The organism is Hylemonella sp. P2_B10 (assembly GCF_056404875.1).
Window position 1 is genome coordinate 80,307 of sequence record NZ_JBFUDE010000005.1, and the last position, 25,798, is coordinate 106,104.

Below are 25,798 nucleotides of genomic sequence, written 5' to 3' on the forward strand. Positions count from 1 at the left end.
CTTCAAGGTGCGGCCAGCGGTTTCAAAGTCGCCGCGATGCTGGCATCCAGCGCAGACCAGGGCGTGGCGCTCATGTGCATGCCTATCATGGTCTTGACGGATAGCCCAGCCTGCTGCACCGCCTGCTGCAACTCCAGCAACGACTCCGGAAACAGGAAGGCGCCATTCGGCCCCAGCGGCTGCACCATCTCCGCCGTGTGCAGGATCTGCGGCTGCGGCAAGTGCACCATCAGCATCTGCGAGGTGGCACCGCGTATGGGATAGACCACCAGGCCCGTCGCGCCCTGGCCCACACGCAGGGGGCCGCTGACCCGCCTGAGATGCAGGGGAACAGGGTGCTTGGCCAGCGCATCAGGTGCCAACGTGTGCGGCGCGGTCAGGCGAGCGCGCACCAGTGCGGCGTTGCTGTCCAGCACATAGATGGGAATCTCCCGCGCGGCGTACTCGCGGATGCCGGCGATATGCCACCCAAAGCCCGTGGTGGTGATCAGCGCCTTGACCGGCAGGCCCGGAAAGCGGCGCGCCGCCTCGGCCAGCACCTGGCGGGAGTAGCCATCGGAGATGGGCGCGTCGATGACGACCACGCCGTCGGCCTGTCGAACCAGGGTGGTGTACCAGCTCCCGGGAATTTGCACCACGCCAGGCGCGATCTCCGTGATCGGGCGGTCCGGCCGGCCCAGGGGCAGCTCATCCACGTTGCGCCGGCCCGGCTCGTCCAGGGCCTTCAGATCATCCGGTGTCAACGTGGTGGCTGCGTCCAGCGGCTGGTCAACCGCCAGCGCGGTAACCGACGTGGTGCGCAGCAGGTCGCCGTTGCGGAAGTGATCCCATTGGTAGGGATAACGCACGCCGGAGGCCAGCGTCCAGTTCATCCAGTCGAAGCGGTCCGTCAGGTCGCCCCGGGCGTTCCACACAATGTTCGATGGCATCACCATCCTGGCCTCCAGCGCCAGCGGCAGATGCGAGTCCGTGCCCAGCAACAGCCGCACCGGGAAGCCACGGTGCTGGAAACGCACCACATCCGCGCGCACGCCATGCAGCAGGGTGGGTGGACCAAGGCGCAAGTCCTTGTTGGCATAGGCCATGCGCAAGGCCATCAGCGGCTCGGCGAGGTCGAAATCCGGCTCCGGCGCGACAACCCGCGATTGCAGGGGCTGGCCATTGGCAGCCACCGTCATGCGCTGCAGTTCAGGCGTGGCCAGGGTGGTGGCCGTAACGCTTTCCTGCGTTGCCAGGCTTTGCTTGACCGTGGTGATGACCCTGCCTGTGGCCAGGTCCAGCGTGATGTTGGCCTCCCCAAAATCCGCCGCGTACGGTGCGTCGGGATGGTCACCATCCGCCAGGTGGTAGGTGACCTGGCGCACGGTGGCAGTCAGGCTGCGCGTCTCACGCAGATCCCGCCCGGCACCCAACGCCGCGAGGGACTGGGCAACCAGCTTGTGGGCGCGGGCATTCTCGGTGTCGGCTGCAGTTGCCGGCCGGCCCACCAGAGCTGCAAGCAGCCCGGTCAACAGGGTTGCAAGCAGCAGACGCCCCCGCAGGGTGGTCAGTGGATTGGGTTCAATATGCATGGTTGGTAAAGATGATGTCGATACGCTGCAACAACGGTGAAGCCGGCGGTTTGTACTACACGCCTTGCCACTTGGTTTCAATCCGCATGGCTCGGAACACCAGCACGTGCAGCACCAGTGCCAATGGCGCCATCAGCCCCGGGATGAAGCTGAACGGAAACTGTGCCAGCGCCAGGTTCGGCACTTCCGTGTGGATCAGGTTCAAAGGTCCGGGCGCGGTCAAGACACTGCGCACCACCACATTGGCCAGCGACAACAGGCCCACCAGGTTCCAGGCCCATACGACCTGGCGTGCGCGTTGGCCGCGTGTGGCCGCCCAAGCGGCCAGTGGCGCCGTCAACGCCACAATGATTTCAATGTTGCCACCCTGCAGCGTCATGGCATGGGGTAGCAAGCCGGCTTGCCACAGCAGATGCAGACACACTTCCACCCCCACCCGAAAGCTCTGCAGCCCCACCAGCACGGCCAGGGGCACATGCGCCGCCACCAGGCGGCCAAATTTGCCAATGCCCATCAGTGCAAGCAGGCTGACCAGGATGGGGCCCACCATACGGGCAATGCCGGGCGGGCGCAACGCAGGGTCTTGCAAGATGCCGCTGTAACCCAAAGCGCCGGCATAGGCCAGCCACACCAGCAGCCCGGCCAGGCCCAGCCAGGCCGCACGCGGCGGCATATAGCGCTTGAGCACAGCCGCCACCGCCGCCGCCACCAGCGCCACATAGCTCAGGAAAAAGGGGCCCAGCATTGCCGTCCTCAAGACAACTTGTTGGGGCATGTCCGCAACCATCATGCCTGACCTCCTTCTGCAGGCAACCCGTGCTCGCGCAACCAGGTACCGGACTGCATCGCATACAGCGGGCGCTGCGGCTGCGGCAGGTTCAGGCTGCGCGCGTAGCCGTTGAGGTCGTAGCCCGGACGCAGCGGCAACAGCAGGAAGTCCTTCACCTGGCGCAGCCGGTTGCCCAGCGTGGGCTGGCACTGGGGCGCCGCCGCGTAACGCCGGGCGATGGTTTCGAAGTCTTCGGCGGGGCGCCCGGTGACCTCCAGCACGTCCTGGTTCAGCGCGCCCACCTCGAACGCGCCACTGCTGTGGTCCCGGATGTAATGGCGCAGGTTCAGCAGTTCATCAATGCCGGCACCATCATGGCGAGCGGCCTTGGCGAACAGCCAGAACGGCGTGGGCATGGTCTTCACGCTTCGGCCCAGCACCTTGCCAACAATGCGCGCCATGTCGCCCCCCGTCAGCAGCTGCGGACCGGTGGGCCGGTAACTGCGCCCGGCGTGGCGCTGTGGCTGCATCAGCGCATGGGCGGCAACGCGGGCAATGTCCTCGTTCGAGGGCGGCGCGTTGCGTCCGTCGCCATACGGCCAGGGCAACACGCCCAATTGGGCGGCCACAGGCAGCGTGCGCAGGTAGTTGTCGGCAAAAAATCCGGGGGCCACCCGCGTGTGCGCCATGCCCGGCAGCGCGCCGAGCAGGCGATCGGCCAACCAGTGCTGGCGGGTTGTTGAAGCGGGATGCGACGGGGCCGCCAACCATTGGCTGAGCACCACCACCGACTCCAGCCCGGCCGAGCGCGCCGCACAGGCAAAAGCGGCTGCCATGTTTGCCAGGTACGGACTGTAGCCGGGCAGAAAGAAAGCGCGTTGCACGCCCTGCATGGCCAGGGCCAGCGGTTCGGGGTCGGTGAGGTCGGCCACGGCGATCTCGGCGCCCTGGCGTTGCAGAGCTAGGCTGCGCACGTCGTTCTGCCGCACCAGCGCGCGCACAGGCCAGCCTGCCTGCAGCAGGAGGTGGACCACGTGACGGCCGATTTTTCCGGTCGCACCGGTGACGAGAATACGAGGATGCTTCATGAGGCTCTCCTTTTCAGGCGGTGAAGCGAGCAAGGGCATCGCAACCTCTATTTACGATACCCATCGGTACAGTAATTCTAGTGCTATATTCTGTACTGTCAAGTCCACTAAATAAAATATGAAAAACCCCCCGACCGCACAGCCAGCAGCCGGGTCCGATGCGGGCGCGCCAGGCGGAAAACCGCCCCGGGGGCGCCCCCGGGACCCTGAGCGCATGCGCCGCATCCTGGAAGCCGCACACCTGCACTTTCGTGAGCACGGCTTCGAGCGCGCCAGCATGGACGCCATCGCCAGGGATGCGGGTGTCTCGAAGATGACCGTGTACAGCCACTTCGCATCCAAGGAGCAGTTGCTAGAGGCCGTTATCGGCAGGCGCACCGAGGGCGTGGTGGGTGGCCTGGCCGGCGCTCAGACACTTGACCCGCAACACCCCGACAAGGCGCTGACAGTCGTGGGCAAGCAGTTTCTGGCACTGATGCGCGACGAGAACACGCTGGGGCAGTTTCGCAACCTGTATGCGGTCGCGGGCAGGTATCCGGATGCCTGCCTTGGGTTTTATCGCCAGGGCGCGGACCGGCTGGTCGGCCAGCTCGCCGCCTACCTGGCCTTGGCGAATGAGGCGGGCACTATGCGTGTGCCGCGCCTGCGGCAAGCGGCAGACCTTTTTCTGTCCATGTTCCTGGGAGAGGGGCACATCCGCGGCATGCTGAAACTGGAACAGCCCACGGCGCAGGAAGACAAGGCGCTGCTGCGCGAGGCGGTGCGTGTTTTTCTTGCCGCGTACGGCGTCTGAGGCGGTGGCCGAAAACAATTGTCTAAAAATCTCACCGCATCCCATCTAGCGGGGCGACGGCCATGGGGGGCTTTCAGTTAAAGGCTTCAACCAAAAACTCTGCCACCTGCCCCGCCCCCACATCCACCAAACACCGCGTATGCCCCAGCGGGCACTCCCGCTGAAAGCAAGGCGCGCAATCCAATGGCGGCTGGTAGTTGGGGTCATCCTTCAGCCAGATCACCTTGGCTTTGTCATTCAGCGGCGGCGTGTGGCGCGGGCTGCTTGAGCCAAAAATCGCCACCTGGGGCGTGCCAAAGCCAGCCGCCACGTGCATCAGCCCCGAGTCATTGCTGATGACACTGTGGGCCGAAGCAATGGCGGCAAAGGCTTGCAGCAGCGTGGTCTTGCCGGCCAGGTTCAGCGCTCTAGGCTCTGCGCCCTGCGGCAGGCCTGCATCGATGGCGTTGGCAATCTCGTCGCACAGTTCGGCCTCTTTGCCCGAGCCCAGCAGCACCACCTTGTGCTGCGCCGGCAGCAGCCGGCCCAGCTCGGCAAAGTGGGCGGCGGGCCAGCGCTTGGCGGGGCCAAACTCGGCGCCGGGGGCGAAGACGTGAAAGCGGCCGGGCTGCAGGCCCAGCGTGGCCAGGTGGGCCTGGGCGGCGCTGGCGTCTTGGGGTTGCAGTTGCAGCTGCGGGCGGTCACTGGCCGCGTCGGCCGGTGGCGCACCGCTCAGTGCGGAATAGAAGGCCACCATGGGCGGGCGCTTGTCCTTGGGCGGGTTTTTCAGCCTGTGGGTCAGCAGGCCCACGCGGGCTTCGCCCAGGTAGCCCACGCGTTCGGGGATGCTGGCCAGAAAGGGCAGCAGCGCGCTCTTCAGCGAATTGGGCAGCACATAGGCCACATCAAACTGGCCCTTGAACTGGCTGGCCAGCGAGCGGCGGGCTTTCAGCTGCAGGCCGCCGTGGGCGAAGGGGAATTCCACCACCTGGGCCACGTGGGGCATGGCGCGGTACACCGGGGCCACCCAGGGCAGCGCGCCCACGGTGATGTGTTCGCCGCGCGCGGCCAGGCGGCGCAGCAGCGGCTCGGTCATGACGGCGTCGCCTATCCACTGCGGCGCGACGACCAGCGCGCGCTTCATGGTGGCGTCAGTGCGCGCCGTCGAAATGCTCACCCGCCTTCAGCGCGTAAACGTTGCCGCAATAGGGGCACTTGGCCTGGCCGGTGCGGCCCACGTCCAGGTAGACCTTGGGGTGGTTGTCGCTGACCTTCATGCCGGCCTTGGGGCTGGGGCAGAAGATGCCGCCCTGGTCGTTCAGGTCTTTGGCCAGCAGCTCGATGGGGGCGTTGCTCATGATGGGTGGGTTCCTCAGACCTTGGTCAGCCAGTGGGCGTATTTGGGGTTGCGGCCGTTGACGATGTCGAAGAACGCGCTCTGGATTTTTTCGGTGATGGGGCCGCGCGAGCCGGCGCCCAGCTCGATGCGGTCCAGCTCGCGGATCGGGGTCACCTCGGCGGCCGTGCCGGTGAAGAAGGCTTCGTCGCAGATGTAGACCTCATCCCGGGTGATGCGCTTTTGCACCAGCTCAATACCCAGGTCTTTGCAGATGTGGAAAACGGTGTTGCGGGTGATGCCGTTCAGCGCGCCGGCCGACAGGTCGGGGGTGTAGACCACGCCGTTCTTGATGACAAAGATGTTCTCGCCCGCGCCTTCGCTGACGAAGCCTGACGCATCGAGCAGCAGCGCCTCGTCATACCCATCGTCCACGGCTTCCATGTTGGCGAGGATGGAGTTGGTGTAGTTGCTGACGGCCTTGGCCTGCGTCATGGTGATGTTGACGTGGTGGCGGGTGTAGCTGCTGGTCTTGACGCGGATGCCGCGCTTCAGCCCCTCGTCACCCAGGTAGGCGCCCCAGGCCCAGGCGGCCACCATCAGGTGGATGGTGTTGCCCTTGGGGCTGACGCCCAGCTTCTTGTCACCGATCCAGGTCAGCGGGCGCAGGTAGCAGCTTTCCAGCTTGTTGTCGCGCACCACGGCGCGTTGGGCCTCGTTCACTTCTTCCTGCGTGAAGGGGATTTTCATGCGCAGGATCTTGGCGCTGTTGAACAGGCGCTCGGTGTGCTCCTGCAGGCGAAAGATGGCGGTGCCGCCGGTGCCGTTGTAGGCACGCACGCCCTCAAAGGCGCCGCAGCCGTAGTGCAGCGTGTGGGTGAGCACATGGATCTTGGCGTCGCGCCAATCGACCATCTGGCCGTCCATCCAGATCTTGCCGTCGCGGTCCGACATGGAAAGGGGTGGGGTTGCGCTCATGCGGGGGGCTCCTGGGGGGTATATGGCGGGGACTGTCGATTTTACGGCGTCGGGGTGCCGGCTTCGTGGCTGACCGCCTCGCGCGTCCAGCGCAGCAGCCGGCCGTCTTGAAAGGTACAGCGCAGCTCGGTTTCACCATCGTCCGACCAGGCAAACACCTCGGGTTGCTGGCCTTCGGGCGACAGCGGTTTGCCCAGCGCGCCGGTCATGGCGATGACGTCCAGCAGCGGCATGCCGGGCTTCAGGCGCGCCTGCAGCGCGGTGGCGCTGGCCACATGGCCCAGCGGGCGCTTGGCGGCGGTGCGCATCACCTTCATGAAGCGGCTCAGCTGCCACAGCACCCAGGTGACGAGTGCAGAGGCGGCCAGCGCCACGCCGCGCCATTCAAAAGCTTCATAAGCCGCGATGACGAGCACGATGCCGGCCAGCGGCACGAGGATTTTTTGCCAGAACATGGGGACAGATTGTCGCAGCCTGCGAGCCACACTAATGGGGCTGCATGCGGTCGCGCTGCACCAGCGTGGGAAACAGCTTGAACCACAGCGCCGCCACCAGCAGCGTGCCCACGCCGCCCAGCACCACCGAACCCACCGGCCCCAGCAGCGCGGCGGTGGCGCCGGACTCGAACTCGCCCAACTGGTTGGAGGCGCCGATGAAGATGCTGTTGACGGCGCTGACGCGGCCACGCATGGCGTCGGGCGTTTCCAGCCCCATCAGCGTCTGGCGCACCACCACGCTCACTGTGTCGGCGGCGCCCGAAATGGCCAGCACGGTCAGCGACAGCCAGAAGCTGGTGGACAGGCCAAACGCCACCATGCACAGGCCAAACACGGCCACCGCGGCCATCATGGCGTGGCCCACGCGGCGCTCCAGCGGGCGGCGGGTGAGCACCATGGACATGCCAATCGCGCCCACGGCCGGCGCGGCGCGCAGCAGGCCCAGGCCCCAGGGACCGACGTTCAGGATGTCCTTGGCAAACATGGGCAGCAGCGCCACGGCGCCGCCCAGCAGCACGGCAAACAGATCCAGCGACACGGCACCCAGCAGCACCTTGCGCTGCCAGACGAACAGGGCGCCGGCGGTGACGCTGCCCCAGGTGACGGGCTCCTTGGGTGCCGGGGCGTGGTCATAGCGCAGGCCCAGCATCAGCGCCGAGGCAATGGCAAACAGCGCGGTGCAACAGGCATACACCGCCGAGGCACCAAACACGAAGATGACGCCGCCCAGCGCCGGCCCGCCGATGATGGCGGCCTGCATGCCGCCGGAAGCAAAGGCCAGCGCGCGCGACAGCATGCTGGGCGGCACCAGCAGCGGGGTGAGGGCCTGCTGCGCCGGCATTTGAAAGGCGCGCACGGTGCCCAGCACCACCGACACACCCAGCAGCAGCTCGCGCGTCAGCCAACCGGCCTTGCCGTGGGCAGTTGCGCTTTGGCCCAGGCCCAGCGTGGCAGCCACCAGCAGCAGTGCCACGGCGCTTGATACCACCAGACAGGCGGCGACGATGCGGCCACGGTGCACACGGTCGGCCACGTGGCCGGCCACCAGCGTGAGCAACAACGCGGGGGCAAACTGGTAGAGGCCGACCAGCCCCAGGTCCCAGGCGGAGCCGGTCAGGTCATACATCTGCCAGCCCACGGCCACCAGCAGCATCTGGCTACCGGTGACGCTGAACAGCCGCGCGCCCCAATAGCGCATGAAGGCACGCAGGGCCAGCAACTCGGCAAATTCAGACTTGGGGGGGACGGGGGCAGCGGACAAGACGGGTCCATTGTCCCATCAATGCCAAGCCCCAGCGGGGCGGCTGGCTATGATGGCCGGCACAACAAGACAGCGCAGAGGCAGCCATGGAACAGCAGACGTTGACCGTCAACGGCGTAGATGTGTACATAGAGGGCGACGGCCCGCGCACGGTGGTGATGATCCATGGCTGGCCCGACACCTACCGGCTGTGGGACAGCACCGTGGCCGCGCTGCGCGCCACGCACCGCTGCGTGCGCTTCACGCTGCCGGGCTTTGCCAAGGGCGAGCCGCGGCGCGCCTATTCGCTGGCCGAGCTGGTGGCCACCTTTGCGGCCATCGTCGATGCCGTCAGCCCCGGCCGCAAGGTGACGCTGATGGTGCACGACTGGGGCGCGGTGTTTGGCTACCAGTATGTGATGAAGCACCCGGAGCGGGTGGAGCGCCTGGTGGGCGTGGACATTGGCGACGCCAACTCGCCCGCGTATGCACGCGAGATCAGCGCCAAGAACCTGTTTCAGATCTTTACCTACCAGGCCTGGCTGGCGCTGGCCTGGGTGCTGCGCGGCAAGCTGGGCGACCGCATGAGCCGGCGCATGCTGAAGCTGATGCGCTACAAGCTGGACCCGCAGGACGTGCATTGCAACATGAACTACCCGTATTTCATCCAGTGGACGGGCACGCACGGCGGCTATAGGCGCACGCGGCAGATCAAGCCGGCGTGCCCCATGCTGTTTGTCTATGGCACGCGCAAGCCGTTCATGTTCCACTCCACCGCGTGGCTGGAATGGCTGCGCCAGCAGCCGGGCAGCGACGTGCAGGCCATCAAGAGCGGGCACTGGGTGATGGTGGACCAGCCGGAACAGTTTCAGCAGGTGGTGGGGGAGTGGCTGGCGCGCACCGGGGCTGACCTGCCAGCCTGAGCCCGAACACCATGCCGACCAGCATCTACCAACGCCTGCTGGGGCCACACTTCGATGCCTTGCCAGCCCCTTTGCGCAGCTTTCATGCCGCACAGGGGCAACACCGGTTTGAAGGACGCTATTCGGCCCAGGGGCCGACCACATTGCCTGCCAAGCTGCTGGCGCGGCTGATGAGCTTGCCCGGGTCGGTGGAAGACCAGGCTTTCAGCTTTGAGCTGAGCGCAGACGAGCAGCAAGAGGCGTGGCAACGCCACTTTGCCGGCAAGACCATGCGATCCTGCATGCGGTTGCAAGGCGATGAACTGGTGGAGCAGCTGGGGCCGGCGCGCTTTCACTTCGCGCTGGCGGTGCAAGAGGGCGAGTTGGTGATGCTGCTGCAAAGCGTCAGCGTGCTGGGCCTGCTGCGCTTGCCGCGTTTTCTGTTTCCGGCCATCGTGGCGCGCGAGACGACGTCACCCGGGCGGCTGCACTTTCATGTGGAGGCGCGCATGCCGTGGCTGGGGCTGCTGGCAGCGTATCGGGGGCACCTGGAGATTCCTGCGACCCCCGAAGCTGGCTGAAGATTCAGGTCAGCCCGCGCACCACTTCCATCGCCTCGTCCACCCGCTCCACGGCGTGGATGGTCATGCCCTCGATCGCTTTGCGCGGCGCGTTGGCCTTGGGCACGATGGCGACGCTGAAGCCCAGCTTGGCGGCCTCTTTCAGCCGCTCTTGCCCGCGCGGCGCCGGGCGCACTTCGCCGGCCAGGCCCACTTCGCCAAAGGCGATGAAGCCCTTGGGCAGCGGCTTGCCGCGCAGGCTGGAGGTGATGGCCAGCATCACCGCCAAATCCGCCGCCGGCTCGCTGATGCGCACGCCGCCCACCGCGTTGACGAACACGTCCTGGTCCATGCAGGCCACGCCGGCGTGGCGGTGCAGCACGGCCAGCAGCATGGCCAGGCGGTCGCGGTCCAGGCCCACCGACAAGCGGCGCGGGCTGGGGCCGCCGCTGTCCACCAGCGCTTGAATCTCGACCAGCATGGGGCGGGTGCCCTCCAGCGTGACCATCACGCAGCTGCCGGGCACCGGCTCGCTGTGTTGGCTGAGGAAAATGGCGCTGGGGTTGGAGACGCCTTTCAGGCCGCGCTCGGTCATGGCGAACACGCCGATCTCATTCACGGCGCCAAAGCGGTTCTTGATGGCGCGCACCAGGCGGAACTGGCTGTGGGTGTCGCCTTCAAAATACAGCACGGTGTCCACCATGTGCTCCAGCACGCGCGGGCCGGCCAGCGCTCCCTCTTTGGTGACGTGGCCCACCAGCACGATGCACACGCCGCTGGCCTTGGCGGCACGCGTCAGGTGCGCGGCGCATTCGCGCACCTGGGCCACCGAGCCGGGGGCGGAGGTGAGCTGTTCGGAGTACACCGTCTGTATGGAGTCGATGACGGCGATGTCGGGGCGCACCGCGTCCAGCGTGGCCAGCATTTTTTCCAGCTGGATTTCGGCCAGCACCTTCACCTGCGAGTTGTCCAGCCCCAGCCGGCGTGAGCGCAGCGCCACCTGGGCGCCGCTTTCTTCACCGGTGACGTAGAGCGTCTTTTGCCCGGCGCGCTGCAGCGCGTCCAGCGCCTGCAGCAGCAGCGTGGACTTGCCGATGCCAGGGTCGCCACCGATCAGCACCACACCGCCTTCGACAATGCCGCCGCCCAGCACGCGGTCCAGCTCTTCCAGCCCGGTGGGGGTGCGCGAGATGTCGGTGGCTTCGATGTCGGCCAGCACCGCCACCTCGGCCGTCTTGGCCAGCGAGGCGAAGCGGTTCTTGGTGCTTCCGGCGGCTGGCTCGGCGACGGACTCGATCAGCGTGTTCCAGGCATTGCAGTGGGGGCACTTGCCCAGCCACTTGGGGCTGGTGCCGCCGCATTCGGTGCAGGTGTAGATGGTTTTTTCTTTGGCCACGCGGTGAGTTTTCTTGCTGTCAGTGCTTCAGCGTCTTCAGCCGTGCTGCGGCTTCTCGCAGGCAGGTCTCAGTGGCGTCCCAGCCAATGCAGGCGTCGGTGATGGAGACGCCGTAGCGCAGCTGGGTCGGGTCATTCGTCAGCTTCTGGTTGCCTTCGAAAAGGTTGCTCTCTAGCATCACGCCCTTCAGCGAGCGGTTGCCATCGGCCACCTGGTGGATCACGTCTTTCAGCACCAGCGGCTGCAGCGCGAAGTTCTTGCGCGAATTGGCATGGCTGCAGTCCACCACGATGTTGGCGGGCAGCTTGGCCTGCTGCAGCGCGATCTCGGCCTCGGTGACGGAGACCGAGTCGTAATTGGGCCGGCTGCCGCCGCGCAGGATCAAGTGGCCGAAGGCGTTGCCGGCGGTCTGGGTGACGGCCACCTGGCCCTCGCCGTTGATGCCGAGGAAAGCGTGCGGCTGGCTGGCGGACAGCATGGCGTTGATGGCCACGTCGAGGTTGCCGTCGGTGCCGTTCTTGAAGCCCACGGGGCTGGACAGGCCGCTGGCCATTTCGCGGTGCGTCTGGCTCTCGGTGGTGCGGGCGCCAATGGCGCTCCAGGCGACCATGTCGCCCAGGTACTGGGGGGTGATGGGGTCCAGCGCCTCGGTGCCGCAGGGCAGGCCCAGCGTGTTGATGTCCACCAGCAGCTTGCGCGCCAGGTGCAGGCCTTCGTCGATGCGGAAGCTGTCGTCCATGCGCGGGTCATTGATCAGGCCCTTCCAGCCCACGGTGGTGCGGGGCTTCTCGAAATACACGCGCATGACGATCAGGATGTGCTCGCGCAGCTCGTCGGCCAGGGCTTTGAGCTTGTGCGCGTAGTCCATCGCCGCCTTGGGGTCGTGGATGGAGCATGGACCGACGACGCAGAACAACCGGTTGTCTTGCCCGCTGAGGATGGCGGCCAGCGCGCGCCGGGCCTCGCCCACGGTCTTGGTGGCCTCGGGGCTGGCGGGAATGTCCTCATGCAGTGCCGAGGGCGGCGGCAGCGTGAGCTGGGAGACGACGTTGAGGTTTTCTAGCAGTGTGGGAAATGTCATGGCGCGTGTTCCCAGACGAGGGAGATGGGGCAATTATCATAGGCGCAGATGAATACCTTCACCAAAGTCTGCATATACGGTGCCGGCGCCATTGGCGGTTGGGTGGGTGCCGGCCTGGCCAGCGCGGGTTGCCAGCTGAGCGTGGTGGCCAGGGGTGCCACGCTGGAGGCGCTGCGCACGCAGGGGCTGCGAGTGCAGTTTGCCGACCACGCGGTGGCGCATGCCGTGCAGGCCAGCGCCAACCCGGCCGAGCTGGGCGTTCAGGATTTGGTGGTGATTGCCGTCAAGGCACCCGCCTTGCCCGAGGTGGCCAGGCACATCGCACCGCTGCTGGGCCCGCACACCGTTGTGCTGACGGCGATGAACGGCGTGCCCTGGTGGTTTTTGAACGGCTTTGGCGGTGAGTTTGCCAACCAGCGGCTGACCAGCACGGACGCCACCGGCTCCATCGCCACCGCGATACCCGCCGCCAGCGTGCTGGGCTGCGTGGTGCACGCCAGCTGCGCGCTGAACGGCCCGGGCCATGTGCGCCACCACATGGGCAACAAGCTGATCATCGGCGAGCCGGGCGGCGGCAGCTCGCCGCGCCTGCAGGCACTGGCCGCGCTGTTGACGAAAGCGGGCATGGAAGCCGTGGTGTCGGACCAGATTCAGCGCGACATCTGGTTCAAGCTGTGGGGCAACATGACGATGAACCCCATCAGCGCCATCACCGGCGCCACCACCGACCTGGTGCTGGCCGATGACCTGGTGCGCCATTTCATCACCCACGTGATGCTGGAGGCCAAGGAGATCGGCGCCAGGCTGGGCATCCCGATAGACCAGCGCCCGGAAGACCGGCACGAGGTGACGAAAAAGCTGGGCGCCTTCAAGACCTCGATGCTGCAAGACGTGGAAGCCGGCCGTGCGGTCGAGCTGGATGCGCTGGTGGGAGCGGTGCGCGAGTTGGGGCAGCTGACCGGTGTGGCGACGCCGCAGACGGATGTGCTGCTGGGGCTGGCGCGGCTGCATGCTCGGGTGCGCGGGCTGTACTGACCTCCTTTTTCTCCGGCTGGCGCGCTGCAGAGCCGCGCCAACGCCAACTCAGTCAGCAACCACCACCGGCACCCGCTGCGCCAGGCCGCACATCAGCTCGTAGCCAACCGTGCCAGCGGTTTGCGCCACCTCGTCAATGGACAACACGGTGCCATTAGACGCGTTCCCCCACAGCGTGACCTCGCTGCCGGTGCCTACCTCCAGGCCGGCATCCAGCAAGGGCTGCAGGTCCACCGTGACCATGTCCATGCTGACGCGGCCCACGGTGCGGCTGCGCACGCCGTTGACCAGCACCGGCGTGCCGGTGGGGCACAGGCGCGGGTAGCCGTCGGCATAGCCGCAGGCCACCACGCCTATGCGCATGGGCGCGGGGGCGGTGAAGCTGGAGCCGTAACCCACCGTGTCACCGGCCTGCAGGTCTTGCACGGCGAGGATCTTGGCGGCGAGCGTCATGGCGGGCTGCAGGCCCCAGTCTTGCGCGCTGTGTTCCGGGAAGTCGGTGGAGCTGCCGTAGATGGCGATGCCGGGGCGCACCCAGTCGGCTGGCAGGGCCACGCCGTCATCGGCCAGCGGGCCGTCGCCCATGTGGCGCAACGTGGCGGCGCTGTTGCTGACGGTGCGCTCGCCGGGCAGGTCGCGCACGGTGGCTTCGAACAGCGCCATCTGCGCGGCCACGCCCTTGGGGCCGTCGGCATCGCTGAAGTGCGTCATCAGCGAGATCTCGTCCACCTGGGGCAGCGCGTCCAACCGGGTCCAGGCGGCGCGGTAGCGTGCCGGGGTGAAGCCCAGGCGGTTCATGCCGGAGTTCATTTTCAGGAACACACGGTGCGGCACATTGGTCTTGTGCGTGGCCAGCATGTCTATCTGTTCTTCGCAGTGCACGGTGTGCCACAGCCCCAGGCGCGAGCACAGTTCCAGGTCGCGCAGCTCGAATACCCCTTCGAGCAGCAGGATGGGGCCGCGCCAGCCCAGGTCGCGCACGCGCTGGGCTTCGTTCAAATCCAGCAGCGCAAACCCGTCGGCGCCGCGCAGCCCCTCAAACGCGCGCTCTATGCCGTGGCCATAGGCATTGGCCTTCACCACCGCCCACACCTTGGCGTCTGGTGCGGCATGGCGCGCGCGCTGCAGGTTGTGGCGCAGCGCCTCGGTGTGGATGGTGGCTTGTATCGGACGGGGCATGGCGGCGGTGGCGATTGTGAACGAGTTGTGACCAGGGGGATTTTGGCACTGCACCCGCGTGCTATAAACCGCTGTCCCTTTACAGCCTCTTGACGTCGTTGCGCTGCACTGCAGCAGAGCATTCCAACAATACCCGATGAAACGCGGCTTTTACACCATCATGGCAGCGCAGTTTTTCAGCTCGCTGGCCGACAACGCCTTGTTCGTGGCGGCCGTGCGGCTGCTGCAGACCAATGGCGCGCCGACCTGGGAGCAGGCCGCGCTGGTGCCCATGTTCGCGTTGTTCTACGTGGTGCTGGCGCCTTTCGTGGGGGCCTTTGCCGACGCGCTGCCCAAGGGCAAGGTGATGTTCATCAGCAACTTCATCAAGGTGGCGGGCTGCCTGCTGATGCTGTTTGGCATGCACCCGCTGTTCTCCTACGCCATCGTGGGCCTGGGCGCGGCAGCCTATTCGCCAGCCAAGTACGGCATCCTGACCGAGCTGCTGCCGACCTCGCAGCTGGTCAAGGCCAATGGCTGGATCGAAGGGCTGACGATTGCCTCCATCGTGCTGGGCACGGTGCTGGGCGGGCAGCTGGTGGGGCAGGCGGTGGCCTCGCACCTGTTGGCGATTGACTTGCCTTTCATCGACGTGGGGGTGAACACCGCGCCCGAGGCGGCCATTTGCGTGCTGATCGTGCTGTACCTGATCGCGGCGCTGTTCAACACCCACATTCCGGACACCGGCGTCGAAGGTCGCCCGCTGCCCGACAAACTGCTGAGCCTGGCGCCGGACTTCTGGACCTGCAACATGCGCCTGTGGCGCGACAAGCTGGGCCAGATTTCGCTCAGCACCACCACGCTGTTCTGGGGCATCAGCGGCAACATGAAGTACATCGTGCTGAGCTGGGCGGCGTTGGCGCTGGGCTACAACGTGACCAAGGCGACTTCGCTGGTGGGCGTGGTGGCCATAGGCACCGCGGTGGGGGCGGTGGTGGCGTCGATGCGGTCCAAGCTGGACGAGGCCACCCACGTTCTGCCGCTGGGCATTGGCATGGGCATTCTGGTGCTGATGCTCAATTTCATCGACAACGTGTGGATCGCCGCGCCCTTCCTGGTGCTGCTGGGTGGCCTGGGCGGCTACCTGGTGGTGCCGATGAACGCGCTGCTGCAGCACCGCGGCCACAACCTGATGGGCGCCGGCCGTTCGATCGCGGTGCAGAACTTCAACGAACAGGCCTGCATCCTGGGCCTGGGCGCGCTCAACGGGCTGGCCACGGGCATGGGGCTGTCGGTGTTTGGCGCCATCATCATCTTCGGCGTGCTGAATTCGGGCGTGATGTGGATGATCCGCCGCTGGCACCAGCACAACTGCGTGAAGCACAAGGCCGAGGTCGACCACCTGCTGCAGATCGCCCGCTCCGACAACTTGCACGGTTAGGGCTATGAGCCGCCTCCGCCGGGGGCATTGACACCTGCTGGGACACTGATGCTGCTGGCAGGGCTACCGGCCTTTGCTACCATGTCCCGGCACACCCAACTTGCACGGAGACCCCCATGACCACGGCCTACGACTTTGAAGCCCAGAACATCAACGGCAAGAGCGTCGCGCTCAAGCAGTTTCAGGGCAAGCCCATGCTGATCGTCAACACCGCCAGTGCCTGCGGTTTCACGCCGCAATTCGCCGGGCTGGAAGAGCTGCACAAGCAGTATGGCGGCAAGGGCCTGGTGGTGCTGGGTTTCCCGTGCAACCAGTTTGGTGCGCAAGACCCGGGCAGCGATGGGGAGATTGCCGAGTTCTGCCAGCTGAACTACGGCGTCAGCTTCCCGATGATGCACAAGATCGACGTCAACGGCGGCGACGCGCACCCGCTGTACAAGTGGCTGACGGCCGAGGCGCCAGGGCTGTTGGGCACCAAGGCCATCAAGTGGAATTTCACCAAGTTCCTGGTTGGCAAGGACGGCGAGGTGCTGAAGCGCTATGCCCCCACGGACACGCCAGCCAGCATGGCCAAGGACATTGAAGCGGCGCTGGCGGCATGAGGCGCTCGTAAACCCGCAGCGCGGGCGGCGCCAGATTTGCTAGCATGCCGGCCAATACCCGAAGAACTCCCATCAAGGAGGCGGCAGGAGACATGGTGGTCAAGAAACCCGCAAAGGCGACGCCGCGCAGCACGGCCGAGCAGGGCTACAGCCTTGCCATCAACCTGATGCAGCAGCTGGTGGTGCCGACCTTCGTGCTGGACGCGCAGGGCAAGGTGCAGATCTGGAACAAGGCCTGCGAGCGGTTGACCGGCATGCCCGCCGCCGAGGTGTTGGGCACCTCGGAGCATTGGCGCGGCTTTTACGACACGCCACGGCCCTGCCTGTCTGACCTGCTGGTGCACAACCGGGTGGACGAGATTGCCGCGCTGTACGTGGCCTACGACGACCCCAGCGGCCACCAGAGCTACGGCATCCATGCCGAAAACTGGTGCGTGATGCCGCGCCTGGGCTCACAGCTGTACCTGGCGATAGACGCCGGCCCGGTGTACGACGCCCAGGGCCAGCTGCTGGCGGTGGTGGAGACGCTGCGCGACATGTCGTCGCAAAAGAAGGCGCAGACCGAGCTGGAGCGGCTGGCCGCCGCCGACGGCCTGACCGGCATCGCCAACCGGCGCAGCTTTGACGACAAGCTGCAGCGCGAATGGAGCCGCGCCAGCCGCGACGACCTGCTGCTGACGCTGCTGATGATCGACGTGGACAACTTCAAGCTGTTCAACGACCACTATGGCCACCATGTGGGCGACGACTGCCTGCGCCGCATTGCCGGTGTGCTGACGCAGGCGGTGTTCCGGCCGTTTGACATGGTGGCGCGCTACGGCGGCGAGGAGTTCGCGGTGGTGCTGCCGGTGATCGACACGGAGGGCGCCACCACCGTGGCCAACCGCATACGCGACGGCCTGGCGCGGCTGGAGATTCCGCACAGCCAGAGCGAGCTGGGGGTGGTGACGCTGAGCATAGGCATTGCCAGCGTCATCCCAAACAAGAGCCTGCAGCCGGCCAGCCTGGTGGAGCTGGCCGATGCAGCGCTGTACGAGGCCAAGCGCGGCGGGCGTGACCGCATCGTGACCCGGCTGCCGCCGCCGGGTTAAGGGAAGCGCTCCCCTGCGCCGCCGTGCGACAAAGCGCGGGAATGGAGGCGTGAGCGGCGGCCCGAAAACGCCTGCGCCGTGGCACATTCAGCGGTTGACAAACGCTATGAGCCAAAGCCCCATGTCGCACCCCCGCCTGACACCCCTCGCCCTGTCGCTGCTGCTTGCTGGCGCCTTGCAGCTGCCCGCCCACGCGACTGACACCAGCGCCCCCACCAGCCAGGCCACCTCATCAGCCCTGGCCGGCGGCATGGACCTGGGCGTGAAACCCGGCGACGACTTCGACGCCTACGCTAACGGCGGCTGGCTCAAAAGCACGGACATCCCGGCCGACAAGAGCCGCTGGGGGGTGGTCGGCGAGGTGGCCGAGCTGACCAACCAGCGCGTGGTCAAGCTGGTGGTGGAAGCCGCCAGCCGCCCAAGCGGCAGCGACGCGCGCAAGGCCGCCGACTACTACAACGCCTACCTGGACCAGGCCGCGATAGAAGCCAAGGGCGCGGCGGTGCTGCGGCCACTGCTGGCCGGCATAGCCGCGCTGCACGACAAGGCGGCGCTGACGCGCTACCTGGGTGCCGGCCTGCGCGCCGATGTGGACCCGCTGAATGCCACCAATTTCGCCACCCGCAACCTGTTTGGCCTGTGGGTGGCCCAGGGCTTCCACGACGACAAGCGCTACACCGGCTACCTGCTGCAAGGCGGCCTGGGCCTGCCCGACCGCGATTACTACCTGAGCAGCTCGCCGCGCATGCAAAAGCTGCGCGACGCCTACCAGGCCCATGTGGCCGCGATGCTGGCGCACGCCGGGCTGGACCGCGCTGAGGAGCGCGCCAAGGCGGTGCTGGCTTTGGAGACGGCGATAGCCCGCAGCCACGCCACGCGCGTGGACTCCAATGACGTGCGCAAGGCCGACAACACCTGGGCCAGCGCCGACTTTGCACGCAAGGCGCCCGGCATGGACTGGGCGGCCTTTTTCAGCGCCGCGGGCTTAGGTGCACAGAAACGCTTCGCCGTCTGGCACCCGTCGGCTGTTAAGGGCGAGGCGGCGCTGGTCGGCGCGCAGCCGCTGGAGGCCTGGAAAGACTACCTGCGCTTCCACGCCGTGGACCGCCATGCCAGCGTGCTGCCGCGCGCTTTTGCCGACCAGGCCTTCGCCTTCTACGGCAACACGCTAGCCGGCATCCCCAAGCAGAAGGAGCGCGCCCGCTCGGCGCTGGACGCCGTGAACGCCGCCATGCCCGACGCGGTGGGCCAGCTGTATGTGGAAAAATACTTCCCCGCCGAGACCAAGGCCAAGGTGCAGGCCATGGTGGCCAACGTGGTGCAGGCCTTTGGAGCCCGCATAGACACGCTGGACTGGATGGCACCGGCCACCAAGCGCCAGGCCAAGGCCAAGCTGGCCACGCTGTATGTGGGCGTGGGCTACCCGGACAAATGGCAGAGCTATGCCGATCTGGTGGTGGACCCCGGCGACGCCCTGGGCAACCAACAGCGCGTGTCAGCCTGGAACTACAGCCGCGCGCTGGCCAGGCTGGGCCAGCCGGTGGACAAGACGGCCTGGTGCATGTCGCCGCAGACCGTGAACGCGGTCAACATGCCGCTGCAAAACGCGCTGAACTTCCCCGCGGCTGCGCTGCAGCCACCGTTCTTCGACCCTGCGGCGCCGGACGCAGTCAACTATGGCTCGGTGGGCGCCACCATAGGGCACGAGATCAGCCACAGCTTTGACAGCGAAGGCGCAGCCTTCGACGCCCAGGGGCGGCTGCGCAACTGGTGGACGGCCAAGGACCTGGCGCACTTCGCGGCTTCCTCGAAGGCGCTGGCAGCCCAGTATTCGGCCTACAAGCCCTTTCCCGACCTGGCGCTGGATGGTGAGCTAACGCTGGCCGAGAACATTGCCGACCTGGCCGGCCTGGGCGCTGCCTTCGAGGCCTACCGGATGACGCTGGGCCCGCGCGCCAAGGATGCGACCTATGTGCGCGAGCAGGACCGCCTGTTCTTCACCGCCTACGCGCAAAGCTGGCGCACCAAGACACGCGAGGCCACGCTGCGCCTGATCGTCGCCACCGATGGGCATGCGCCAGAGAACTTCCGCGCTGCCACGGTGCGCAACCTGGACGCGTGGTACCCCGCCTTTGACGTGCAGCCGGGCCAGGCGCTGTACCTGGCGCCGAAGGCGCGCGTGCGGGTTTGGTGAGCGTGGGGGCCCTATTTCTTGCAAGTGTCGATCAGATCGAGCTTGCGCAGCAACTTCATCTCGGGGTCGGCCTGCACGTGGTCGGCCGGCGCCACATCGATCTGAGCCGCACCGTCGGGCATTTGCACCACGCGCAACTGGCCGTTGATGGCCAGCGGCACCGGCATGGGGAAGGGCTTTCCACCCTCGACCTGCCAGCGCAGCTTCAACTGCGTGGGCGTGCGCTCCAGCACCAGCTCGGGCAGCGCGGCCTGGCGCAGATAGACGTCGAACAGCCAGATGAAATCGCGCTTGGCCTCCTGGTTGACGATGGCGATGAAGTCTTCGGTGGAGCGGTAGCGGGTGGTGAGCGGGTATGGCAGTTGCCAGGGCGTGGCGGTGTCGTACAGCAGGCGACGGGTGGCGCGCCAGAAGGCCTCGTCACCCATCAGCCAGCGCAGCGTGTGCAGCGTCCAGGCGGCCTTGCCGTAGATGTCTGACGCAAAGGCCGCGCCGCCCTTGGGGTCGCCGGGCAGCACCACCGGGGCGCAGTTTTTCAGCTGCAGGTAGCGCGCGTACATGCCGTGGTGGTAGGCCGCCTCGCCAAACCGGTATTGCGCATAGGCCGGCTGCATGTAGGCGGCAAAACCCTCGTGCAGCCAGGCGTCGTTGAAGCGGCGGTGCGTCATCAGGTTGCCGAACCACTCGTGCGACAGCTCGTGCTGCAGCAGCCAGTCGTAGCCGTTGATGTCGCGCTTGTAGCCCTTGCCGTAGGCGTTGATGGTCTGGTGCTCCATGCCCAGGTGCGGGGTCTCCACAAAGCCCAGCTTCTCGCTGCCCCAGGGGTAGGGGCCCAGCACCTTCTCGAAGAACTCCAGCTGGCCGCGCAGATCCTTGTCCAACATCTCGCGCGCCTTGGCCTCGTTGTCCGGCAGCGCCCAGAACTCCAGCGGGATGGCCGTGCCATTGATGCCGGCGTAACTCTGCTGGATGCGCACATAGGGGCCGACGTTCAGCGCGATGTTGTAGTCGCTGGTGGGCACGCCCAGCAGCCAGTGGAAGCTGCGGCGGCCGTCGGGCAGTTCCTTCACGTCTTGCAGCTTGCCGTTCATGGCTGCGCTCAGGCCCTTGGGCACGGTGATGGCCATGGCCACGCGGTCGGGCTTGTCGGCGAAGTGGTCCTTGCAAGGCCACCACAGGTCGCACCCCTCACCCTGCACAGCCGTGGCCACCCAGGGCTGGCCCTGCGGCGTGGTGGCCCAGACGATGCCGCCGTCCCACGGTGCGCGTTTGGCCACGTGCGGCGCGCCCTGGTAGGCCACGGTGACGGTGGCCTGGCCACCGGCCGGCAGCGGCCGGGGCAAGGCGATGGTCAGCAGGCCGCCTTGGCGTTGGTAGGTGGTGGCCTGGCCATCAACCTGCACGCCGTCAATGCCAAAGCGGCTGTCCAGCCGCAGCTCCACGACCGACAGCGGCGCCAACGCGCGCAACTGGGTGGCGCCACTGCCGCGCAAGGTCTTGCTCTCGGGCAGCACTTCCAGCGTCAGCGTGTACTGCTGCACATGGTAGGCCTGCATGTTGGCCGACAGCGGCAGCGAGGTTTCGGCGACCTCGGGGTCCAGCGGCGGTGGGGCAAAGGCGGCACAGCCGGTCAACACCAGGGCCAGCGCGAAAGGAATGACACGAATCATGGTGGGGTGTGTAGCGCCTGGTCCAGCAGCTCCACCCAGTGGCGCACCGGCGTGTCGGTGCCGCTTTGCAGGTGGGTGATGCAACCGATGTTGGCGGAGATGATGTGGCTGGGTGCCTGCTGCTGCAGATGCGCCAGCTTGCGGTCGCGCAGCGCGTGTGAGATTTCGGGGTTCAGCACGGAATAGGTGCCAGCGGAGCCGCAGCACAAGTGGGCTTCATTCAGCGGCGCGCGCACGTCAAAACCCAGCGCCTTCAAATGCTGCTCGACGCCGCCACGCAGCTTCTGGCCGTGCTGCAGCGTGCAGGGCGGGTGGAACACCTGCATGCCTGCCGGTGGTTTGACGCGGCCCTGCAGCTTGTCGGCCAGCTCGGGCAGCCATTCGCTCAAGTCGCGCGTCAGCGCGCTGATGCGCGCTGCCTTGTCGGCATAGGCCGGGTCGTCTTTCAACGCATGGCCGTAGTCCTTGACGGTGACGCCGCAGCCGGACGCGTTCATCATCACCGCCTCGGCACCCCGCTCAACGTGAGGCCACCAGGCGTCGATGTTGGCGCGCATCTGCACCAGCGCACCGGCCTGGTCGTTCAGGTGGAATTTGACAGCGCCGCAGCAGCCAGCGCCAGCAGCACGCACGCACTGCACACCCACGGCGTCCAGCACGCGGGCGGTGGCCAGGTTGATGTTGGGTGACATGGCGGGCTGCACGCAGCCTTCCAGCAGCAACACCTTGCGCGCGTGGGTGGTGCTGGGCCAGGTGCCGGCCGTCTGCGCCGGCGGCACCTTGGCCTTGAGCGCCGGCGGTAGCAGGCCACGCACCATCTGGCCGATCTTCAACGCCGGGGCAAACAGCGGCGAGGGCAAGCCCTCTTTCAAGGCCCAACGGGCGGCGCGCTCGCTGGCCGGGCGCGGCACCTTGGCATCCACCAGCTTGCGGCCAATGTCCAGCAGGTGCCCGTAGTCCACGCCGCTGGGGCAGGTGGTTTCGCAGTTGCGGCAGGTCAGGCAGCGGTCCAGGTGCAGCTGGGTCTTGCGGGTAGGCGTTTCGCCCTCCAGCACCTGCTTCATCAGGTAGATGCGGCCGCGCGGGCCGTCCAGCTCGTCGCCCAGCAACTGGTAGGTGGGGCAGGTGGCGGTGCAAAAGCCGCAGTGCACGCATTTGCGCAGGATGGCCTCGGCCTCGCGGCCTTCGGGCGTGCCTTGGTACTCTGGAGCGAGCTGGGTTTGCATGCTAGCCGCCGCTGGGCCGCCCCGAGGCGGCGACGACCCCCTTGGGGGGCAGAGAGTACACGGTAGTGACGAACGTGGGGGCCATATTCAAAATTCAGCGTACATGCGGCCACGGTTGAAGATGCCGGCCGGATCGAACTGCTTTTTCAGCTCTCGGTGGATGCGGTCCAGCGGCGGCGCCAGCGGCGTGAAGACGGGTGTGCTGGCCTTGCCGGCGCCGCGAAACAGCGTGGCGTGGCCGCCAGCGGCGGCGGCGGCAGCACGCACCACGGCAGCGTCGGACGCCACCCGCTTGACCCAGCGTTGCGCACCGCCCCATTCCACCAAGGTGGGGCCCAGTGGCAGCGGTGGTGTGGTGTCGGGCAGGGCCAGGCGCCACAGGGTTTCGCCAGCGTCTTCGTCCACCGCCAGGAAGGGCGCGCTGTGTTCGCGCAGGGCCTGCCACAGCTGTTGTTGCGACTCGTCCATCACATCGCCGCCCATGGTTTTTTGCGCCGCGGCCACGGCCGCCTGGGCACCCCGCAAGCGCACCATCAACGCGCCGGCGTGCCAGCAACTGGCGTTGATGGGCAGGGCCTGGCCGGCCCAGCGGTTGAGCTTGTTCAGCGCGATGGCTTCGTCCATCTCGAACAGCAGCGTGCACTGGGCGGCGCTCTGGGGCAGCACCTTCAGCGACACCTCGACGATCAGCCCCAGCACGCCCAACGAGCCAGCCAACAGGCGCGAGACGTCATAGCCGGCCACGTTCTTCATCACCTGGCCGCCGAAGGTCAGCAGCTCACCCTGGCCGTTGAGCATGGTGACACCCAACACGTAGTCACGCAGCGCGCCCACGCTAGCGCGGGCCGGGCCGCTCAAGCCGGCGGCCACCATGCCACCACAGGTGGCGACACGGGCCGCGCCGGAAGCATCGTGCTGGGCAAAGTGCGGCGGCTCGAACGGCAGGCACTGGCCGGACTGGGCCAGCAGCGCCTCCAACTCGGCCAACGGCGTACCGGGGCGCACGGTGACCACCAGCTCACTTGGTTCGTAGCTGGTGATGCCGTGCAAGGGCCGGGTGTCCAGCAGCTCGCCTTGCAGCACCTGGCCATAAAAATCCTTGCTGCCGCCGCCGCGAATGCGCAGCGGCATGCCGGCCGCCGTGGCGGCCTTGACCTGATCAACGATGGCGGCGAGGGCGGGGTCCATGCCTGAATGTTAGCCTGCGCCGCAGCGATGCAATCCGCAACGATCAGGTAAAGGCGGCGCCAAGCCGCTAATCTTCATAGAAATTGACGGGCAGCCCTGGCACCTCCACCCGCATCGCCAGCACGCAACCCGACAAAGGCATTGCAGCCAGCTCCTCCGCCGAGCGGGTCTTGCTGGCGCTGGTGAGGTACAGCGTCTTCAGGTCCGGCCCGCCGAAGCAGGGCATGGTGGGGCACTGCACCGGCACCGGGATGTCTTGCAACAGCTCACCGGTGGGGGACAGCTTCAGCACCCGGCGGCCTTCGTACATGGCCACCCAGTAGTTGCCTTCCACATCGACCGAGGCGCCGTCGGGCCGGCCCAGGTAGCCCGGCTGGCCGGGTTGCCAGCCCTCGGGCTTGAAGGGGAAGCTTTTGAGCACGCGCTCGCCGGCCAGCGTGTTGGCCTGCGCATCCCAGTCCCAGCAGCGGATGGCGTGGGTAGGCGTGTCGGCCCAATACAGCGTGGTGTTGTCGGTCGACCAGGCCAGGCCATTGGCGGTGCCGGCGTCGCCCACCATGGCTTGCACCTGGGGGGCTGCACCGCCACGGCCATCCACGCAGTACAGCTTGGCGGTGCGCTCGCCGCGCTGGTCGCACATGGTGCCGGCCCAGAAGCGGCCCAGGGTGTCGCACTTGCCGTCGTTGAAGCGGGCGCGGGCGGGGTCGTAGTCGAAGCTGGCGATCTTGGTCAGCGCGCCGCGCCACTGCGGCGCGCGGTAGACGCCGTCACGCAGCGCCACCACCAGGCCGCCGCGCCGCGCCGGGGCGATGCAACCGGGCTCCAGCGCGGGGGCAGTCATGTCCCAGGTCTCCAGGCCGTCGCCTTGCGCATCACAACGCAGCAGCTGCTTGCCGTTGATGTCCACCCAGTACAGCCGTTGCTCCTGCGGGTGCCAGAACGGCGACTCACCCAGCTGGCAGGGCTGGGACGTGATGGTTTGCCAGGTCATGCGTTGCGCTCCACGTGAATGCTCATTTCGGCCGACATGGACTCGCCGGGCTGCAGCACGCGCACGCCCAGGTCCAACCCCTGCACCCGGCCCGACTCCACCAGGTTGATGGCGTTGTTGACATGGCTGACGGGCTCGATGGCCACCACGTCCAGCGCGGCGCCGGTGTAGACCACCAAGCGGCTCAGGTTGGCGCTGATGCGCACGCGCAGCAGCTCGTCAATCAACTCGACCTGGCCACTCCAGCCGTCGAAGCAGTGGTCCACCGTCAACGTGGCCACATCCGTGTCCAGGCCGGTGGAAGGGGCACGGTGGGTGGGCAGCTTGTCGGTGCCCATTTCCCAACGCCCGGCGGCGGCGAAGCGGATGTGGCTGTTTGCGCGCTTGACGAAATAAGGGTGCCAACCCAACCCCACCGGCGCGGCGACGGCGGATTGGTTGGTGATGCTCAACGTGAGCTCCAGCGTGTCGCCGGTCAGGCGAAAGGCCTGTGAGCTGTCGAAGGCGAAAGGCCAGGCCTCATCGGCCTGGTGCTCGAAGGCGAGCAGCGCGAAATCGGCCTGCTGGTCCAGCACGCTCCAGGGCCGCTGCCAGCCCACGCCATGGATGGCGTGCGGCTCGTCGGCGCGCAGGCGCACCAGCGGGTGGCTGGTGCCGGCCCATTGCAGTGCCGCCTGTGCCACGCGGTTGGAAAACGGCACCAGCGGGAAGCTGCCGGCCTGGCGCACCGCGCTCAGGGTCTGCGCGGGCGTGGAGCGCAGCACCGGCACATCACCCAGCCACAAGCCGGCGATGCAGCCGCCCAGCTCGGGCTTGATGTCGCAGCGCAGGGCGCCGCTGGTCAACTGGACGGGGAAACTCATGCCCCGCATTGTGCCTGCACGGGCAGGCCTGTGCGAGAAAAACGCAGGCAAAAAAACGCCCGCCGGGAGCCTGAGGCTCTGGCGGGCGAATCCTTGGAGACGCTCTCGAAAACCAGGGCGGCGGCACCAACCCGCCACCGCCCTGCATG

24 protein-coding genes are annotated in these 25,798 nt (G+C 67.0%); 8 read left to right on the forward strand and 16 right to left on the reverse strand.

Annotated elements, in window-relative coordinates:
* Positions 1–2: 2 nt before the first annotated feature.
* Genes AC1DX2_RS21530 through AC1DX2_RS21540 form a run of 3 tightly spaced genes read right to left on the reverse strand, consistent with a single transcriptional unit; the run spans position 3 to position 3,428 of the window.
* Positions 3–1,571, reverse strand: a complete 1,569-nt coding sequence (locus tag AC1DX2_RS21530) for an MBL fold metallo-hydrolase (protein ID WP_477198465.1) — start codon at positions 1,569–1,571, stop codon at positions 3–5.
* A 55-nt stretch (positions 1,572–1,626) separates the two neighbouring features.
* Entirely contained in the window at positions 1,627–2,316 is a 690-nt protein-coding gene (locus AC1DX2_RS21535; RefSeq protein ID WP_477198466.1) for a hypothetical protein, read from the reverse strand.
* A 41-nt stretch (positions 2,317–2,357) separates the two neighbouring features.
* Positions 2,358–3,428 carry an NmrA family NAD(P)-binding protein gene (locus tag AC1DX2_RS21540; protein ID WP_477198467.1) on the reverse strand — a complete coding sequence of 357 codons (1,071 nt, stop codon included), beginning with the start codon at positions 3,426–3,428 and terminating at the stop codon, positions 2,358–2,360.
* Between the two features lie 214 nt (positions 3,429–3,642).
* Between AC1DX2_RS21540 and AC1DX2_RS21545 the strand changes: the two genes are divergently transcribed.
* A complete protein-coding gene (locus tag AC1DX2_RS21545; protein ID WP_477198468.1) occupies positions 3,643–4,221 on the forward strand; it encodes a TetR/AcrR family transcriptional regulator in 579 nt (192 codons plus the stop codon).
* A gap of 73 nt (positions 4,222–4,294) precedes the next feature.
* Here the strand turns inward: AC1DX2_RS21545 and waaF are convergent, their stop codons facing one another.
* The 5 genes from waaF to AC1DX2_RS21570 are packed head-to-tail and all read right to left on the reverse strand — an operon-like array spanning position 4,295 to position 8,272.
* On the reverse strand, positions 4,295–5,344 hold the full coding sequence (gene waaF, locus AC1DX2_RS21550) for a lipopolysaccharide heptosyltransferase II (protein ID WP_477198469.1): 1,050 nt from the start codon (positions 5,342–5,344) through the stop codon (positions 4,295–4,297).
* 7 nt (positions 5,345–5,351) lie between these two features.
* On the reverse strand, positions 5,352–5,558 hold the full coding sequence (locus AC1DX2_RS21555; RefSeq protein WP_477198470.1) for a zinc-finger domain-containing protein: 207 nt from the start codon (positions 5,556–5,558) through the stop codon (positions 5,352–5,354).
* A 14-nt stretch (positions 5,559–5,572) separates the two neighbouring features.
* Complete coding sequence (locus AC1DX2_RS21560; protein ID WP_477198471.1) at positions 5,573–6,514, reverse strand: branched-chain amino acid transaminase; 942 nt, start codon at positions 6,512–6,514, stop codon at positions 5,573–5,575.
* A gap of 41 nt (positions 6,515–6,555) precedes the next feature.
* A complete protein-coding gene (locus tag AC1DX2_RS21565; protein ID WP_477198472.1) occupies positions 6,556–6,969 on the reverse strand; it encodes a glycerate kinase in 414 nt (137 codons plus the stop codon).
* A 31-nt stretch (positions 6,970–7,000) separates the two neighbouring features.
* Complete coding sequence (locus tag AC1DX2_RS21570) at positions 7,001–8,272, reverse strand: MFS transporter (protein ID WP_477198473.1); 1,272 nt, start codon at positions 8,270–8,272, stop codon at positions 7,001–7,003.
* A gap of 86 nt (positions 8,273–8,358) precedes the next feature.
* Between AC1DX2_RS21570 and AC1DX2_RS21575 the strand changes: the two genes are divergently transcribed.
* Together AC1DX2_RS21575 and AC1DX2_RS21580 are read left to right on the forward strand one after the other, a co-directional pair.
* On the forward strand, positions 8,359–9,174 hold the full coding sequence (locus AC1DX2_RS21575; RefSeq protein ID WP_477198474.1) for an alpha/beta fold hydrolase: 816 nt from the start codon (positions 8,359–8,361) through the stop codon (positions 9,172–9,174).
* Between the two features lie 11 nt (positions 9,175–9,185).
* A complete protein-coding gene (locus AC1DX2_RS21580; protein ID WP_477198475.1) occupies positions 9,186–9,734 on the forward strand; it encodes a DUF4166 domain-containing protein in 549 nt (182 codons plus the stop codon).
* A 4-nt stretch (positions 9,735–9,738) separates the two neighbouring features.
* Here AC1DX2_RS21580 and radA read toward each other — a convergent pair whose 3' ends face one another.
* Together radA and AC1DX2_RS21590 are read right to left on the reverse strand one after the other, a co-directional pair.
* Positions 9,739–11,109: a DNA repair protein RadA gene (radA, locus tag AC1DX2_RS21585; protein ID WP_477198476.1), complete on the reverse strand. Its 1,371-nt coding sequence runs from the start codon at positions 11,107–11,109 to the stop codon at positions 9,739–9,741.
* 19 nt (positions 11,110–11,128) lie between these two features.
* Complete coding sequence (locus tag AC1DX2_RS21590; protein ID WP_477198477.1) at positions 11,129–12,190, reverse strand: 3-deoxy-7-phosphoheptulonate synthase; 1,062 nt, start codon at positions 12,188–12,190, stop codon at positions 11,129–11,131.
* Positions 12,191–12,238: 48 nt separating this feature from the next.
* On the opposite strand from AC1DX2_RS21590, the gene AC1DX2_RS21595 reads away from it, so the two are divergent.
* Positions 12,239–13,225 (forward strand): 2-dehydropantoate 2-reductase, encoded by a 987-nt coding sequence (locus AC1DX2_RS21595; RefSeq protein ID WP_477198478.1) that lies wholly within the window; start codon positions 12,239–12,241, stop codon positions 13,223–13,225.
* Positions 13,226–13,273: 48 nt separating this feature from the next.
* Here the strand turns inward: AC1DX2_RS21595 and alr are convergent, their stop codons facing one another.
* Entirely contained in the window at positions 13,274–14,404 is a 1,131-nt protein-coding gene (alr, locus tag AC1DX2_RS21600; protein ID WP_477198479.1) for an alanine racemase, read from the reverse strand.
* A gap of 136 nt (positions 14,405–14,540) precedes the next feature.
* Between alr and lplT the strand changes: the two genes are divergently transcribed.
* The 4 genes from lplT (at position 14,541) to AC1DX2_RS21620 (ending at position 19,711) form a co-directional block, all read left to right on the forward strand.
* Entirely contained in the window at positions 14,541–15,824 is a 1,284-nt protein-coding gene (gene lplT / locus AC1DX2_RS21605; RefSeq protein WP_477198480.1) for a lysophospholipid transporter LplT, read from the forward strand.
* Positions 15,825–15,940: 116 nt separating this feature from the next.
* Positions 15,941–16,426 (forward strand): glutathione peroxidase, encoded by a 486-nt coding sequence (locus AC1DX2_RS21610; protein ID WP_477198481.1) that lies wholly within the window; start codon positions 15,941–15,943, stop codon positions 16,424–16,426.
* Between the two features lie 92 nt (positions 16,427–16,518).
* Entirely contained in the window at positions 16,519–17,517 is a 999-nt protein-coding gene (locus AC1DX2_RS21615) for a sensor domain-containing diguanylate cyclase (RefSeq protein WP_477198482.1), read from the forward strand.
* A gap of 121 nt (positions 17,518–17,638) precedes the next feature.
* Positions 17,639–19,711: a M13 family metallopeptidase gene (locus tag AC1DX2_RS21620; protein WP_477198483.1), complete on the forward strand. Its 2,073-nt coding sequence runs from the start codon at positions 17,639–17,641 to the stop codon at positions 19,709–19,711.
* 11 nt (positions 19,712–19,722) lie between these two features.
* Here the strand turns inward: AC1DX2_RS21620 and AC1DX2_RS21625 are convergent, their stop codons facing one another.
* The 5 genes from AC1DX2_RS21625 to AC1DX2_RS21645 all read right to left on the reverse strand — a co-directional run bounded on the left by AC1DX2_RS21625 (position 19,723) and on the right by AC1DX2_RS21645 (position 25,649).
* Complete coding sequence (locus tag AC1DX2_RS21625; RefSeq protein WP_477198484.1) at positions 19,723–21,381, reverse strand: M1 family metallopeptidase; 1,659 nt, start codon at positions 21,379–21,381, stop codon at positions 19,723–19,725.
* Positions 21,378–22,607 (reverse strand): glycolate oxidase subunit GlcF, encoded by a 1,230-nt coding sequence (gene glcF / locus AC1DX2_RS21630; RefSeq protein WP_477198485.1) that lies wholly within the window; start codon positions 22,605–22,607, stop codon positions 21,378–21,380. The genes AC1DX2_RS21625 and glcF overlap by 4 nt, the downstream gene beginning before the upstream one ends.
* 87 nt (positions 22,608–22,694) lie before the next feature.
* Complete coding sequence (gene glcE / locus AC1DX2_RS21635; RefSeq protein ID WP_477198486.1) at positions 22,695–23,795, reverse strand: glycolate oxidase subunit GlcE; 1,101 nt, start codon at positions 23,793–23,795, stop codon at positions 22,695–22,697.
* A gap of 67 nt (positions 23,796–23,862) precedes the next feature.
* Entirely contained in the window at positions 23,863–24,786 is a 924-nt protein-coding gene (locus tag AC1DX2_RS21640) for an SMP-30/gluconolactonase/LRE family protein (protein WP_477198487.1), read from the reverse strand.
* Complete coding sequence (locus AC1DX2_RS21645; RefSeq protein ID WP_477198488.1) at positions 24,783–25,649, reverse strand: aldose 1-epimerase; 867 nt, start codon at positions 25,647–25,649, stop codon at positions 24,783–24,785. Before AC1DX2_RS21645 ends, AC1DX2_RS21640 begins: the two co-directional genes overlap by 4 nt.
* Between the last annotated feature and the right edge of the window lie 149 nt (positions 25,650–25,798).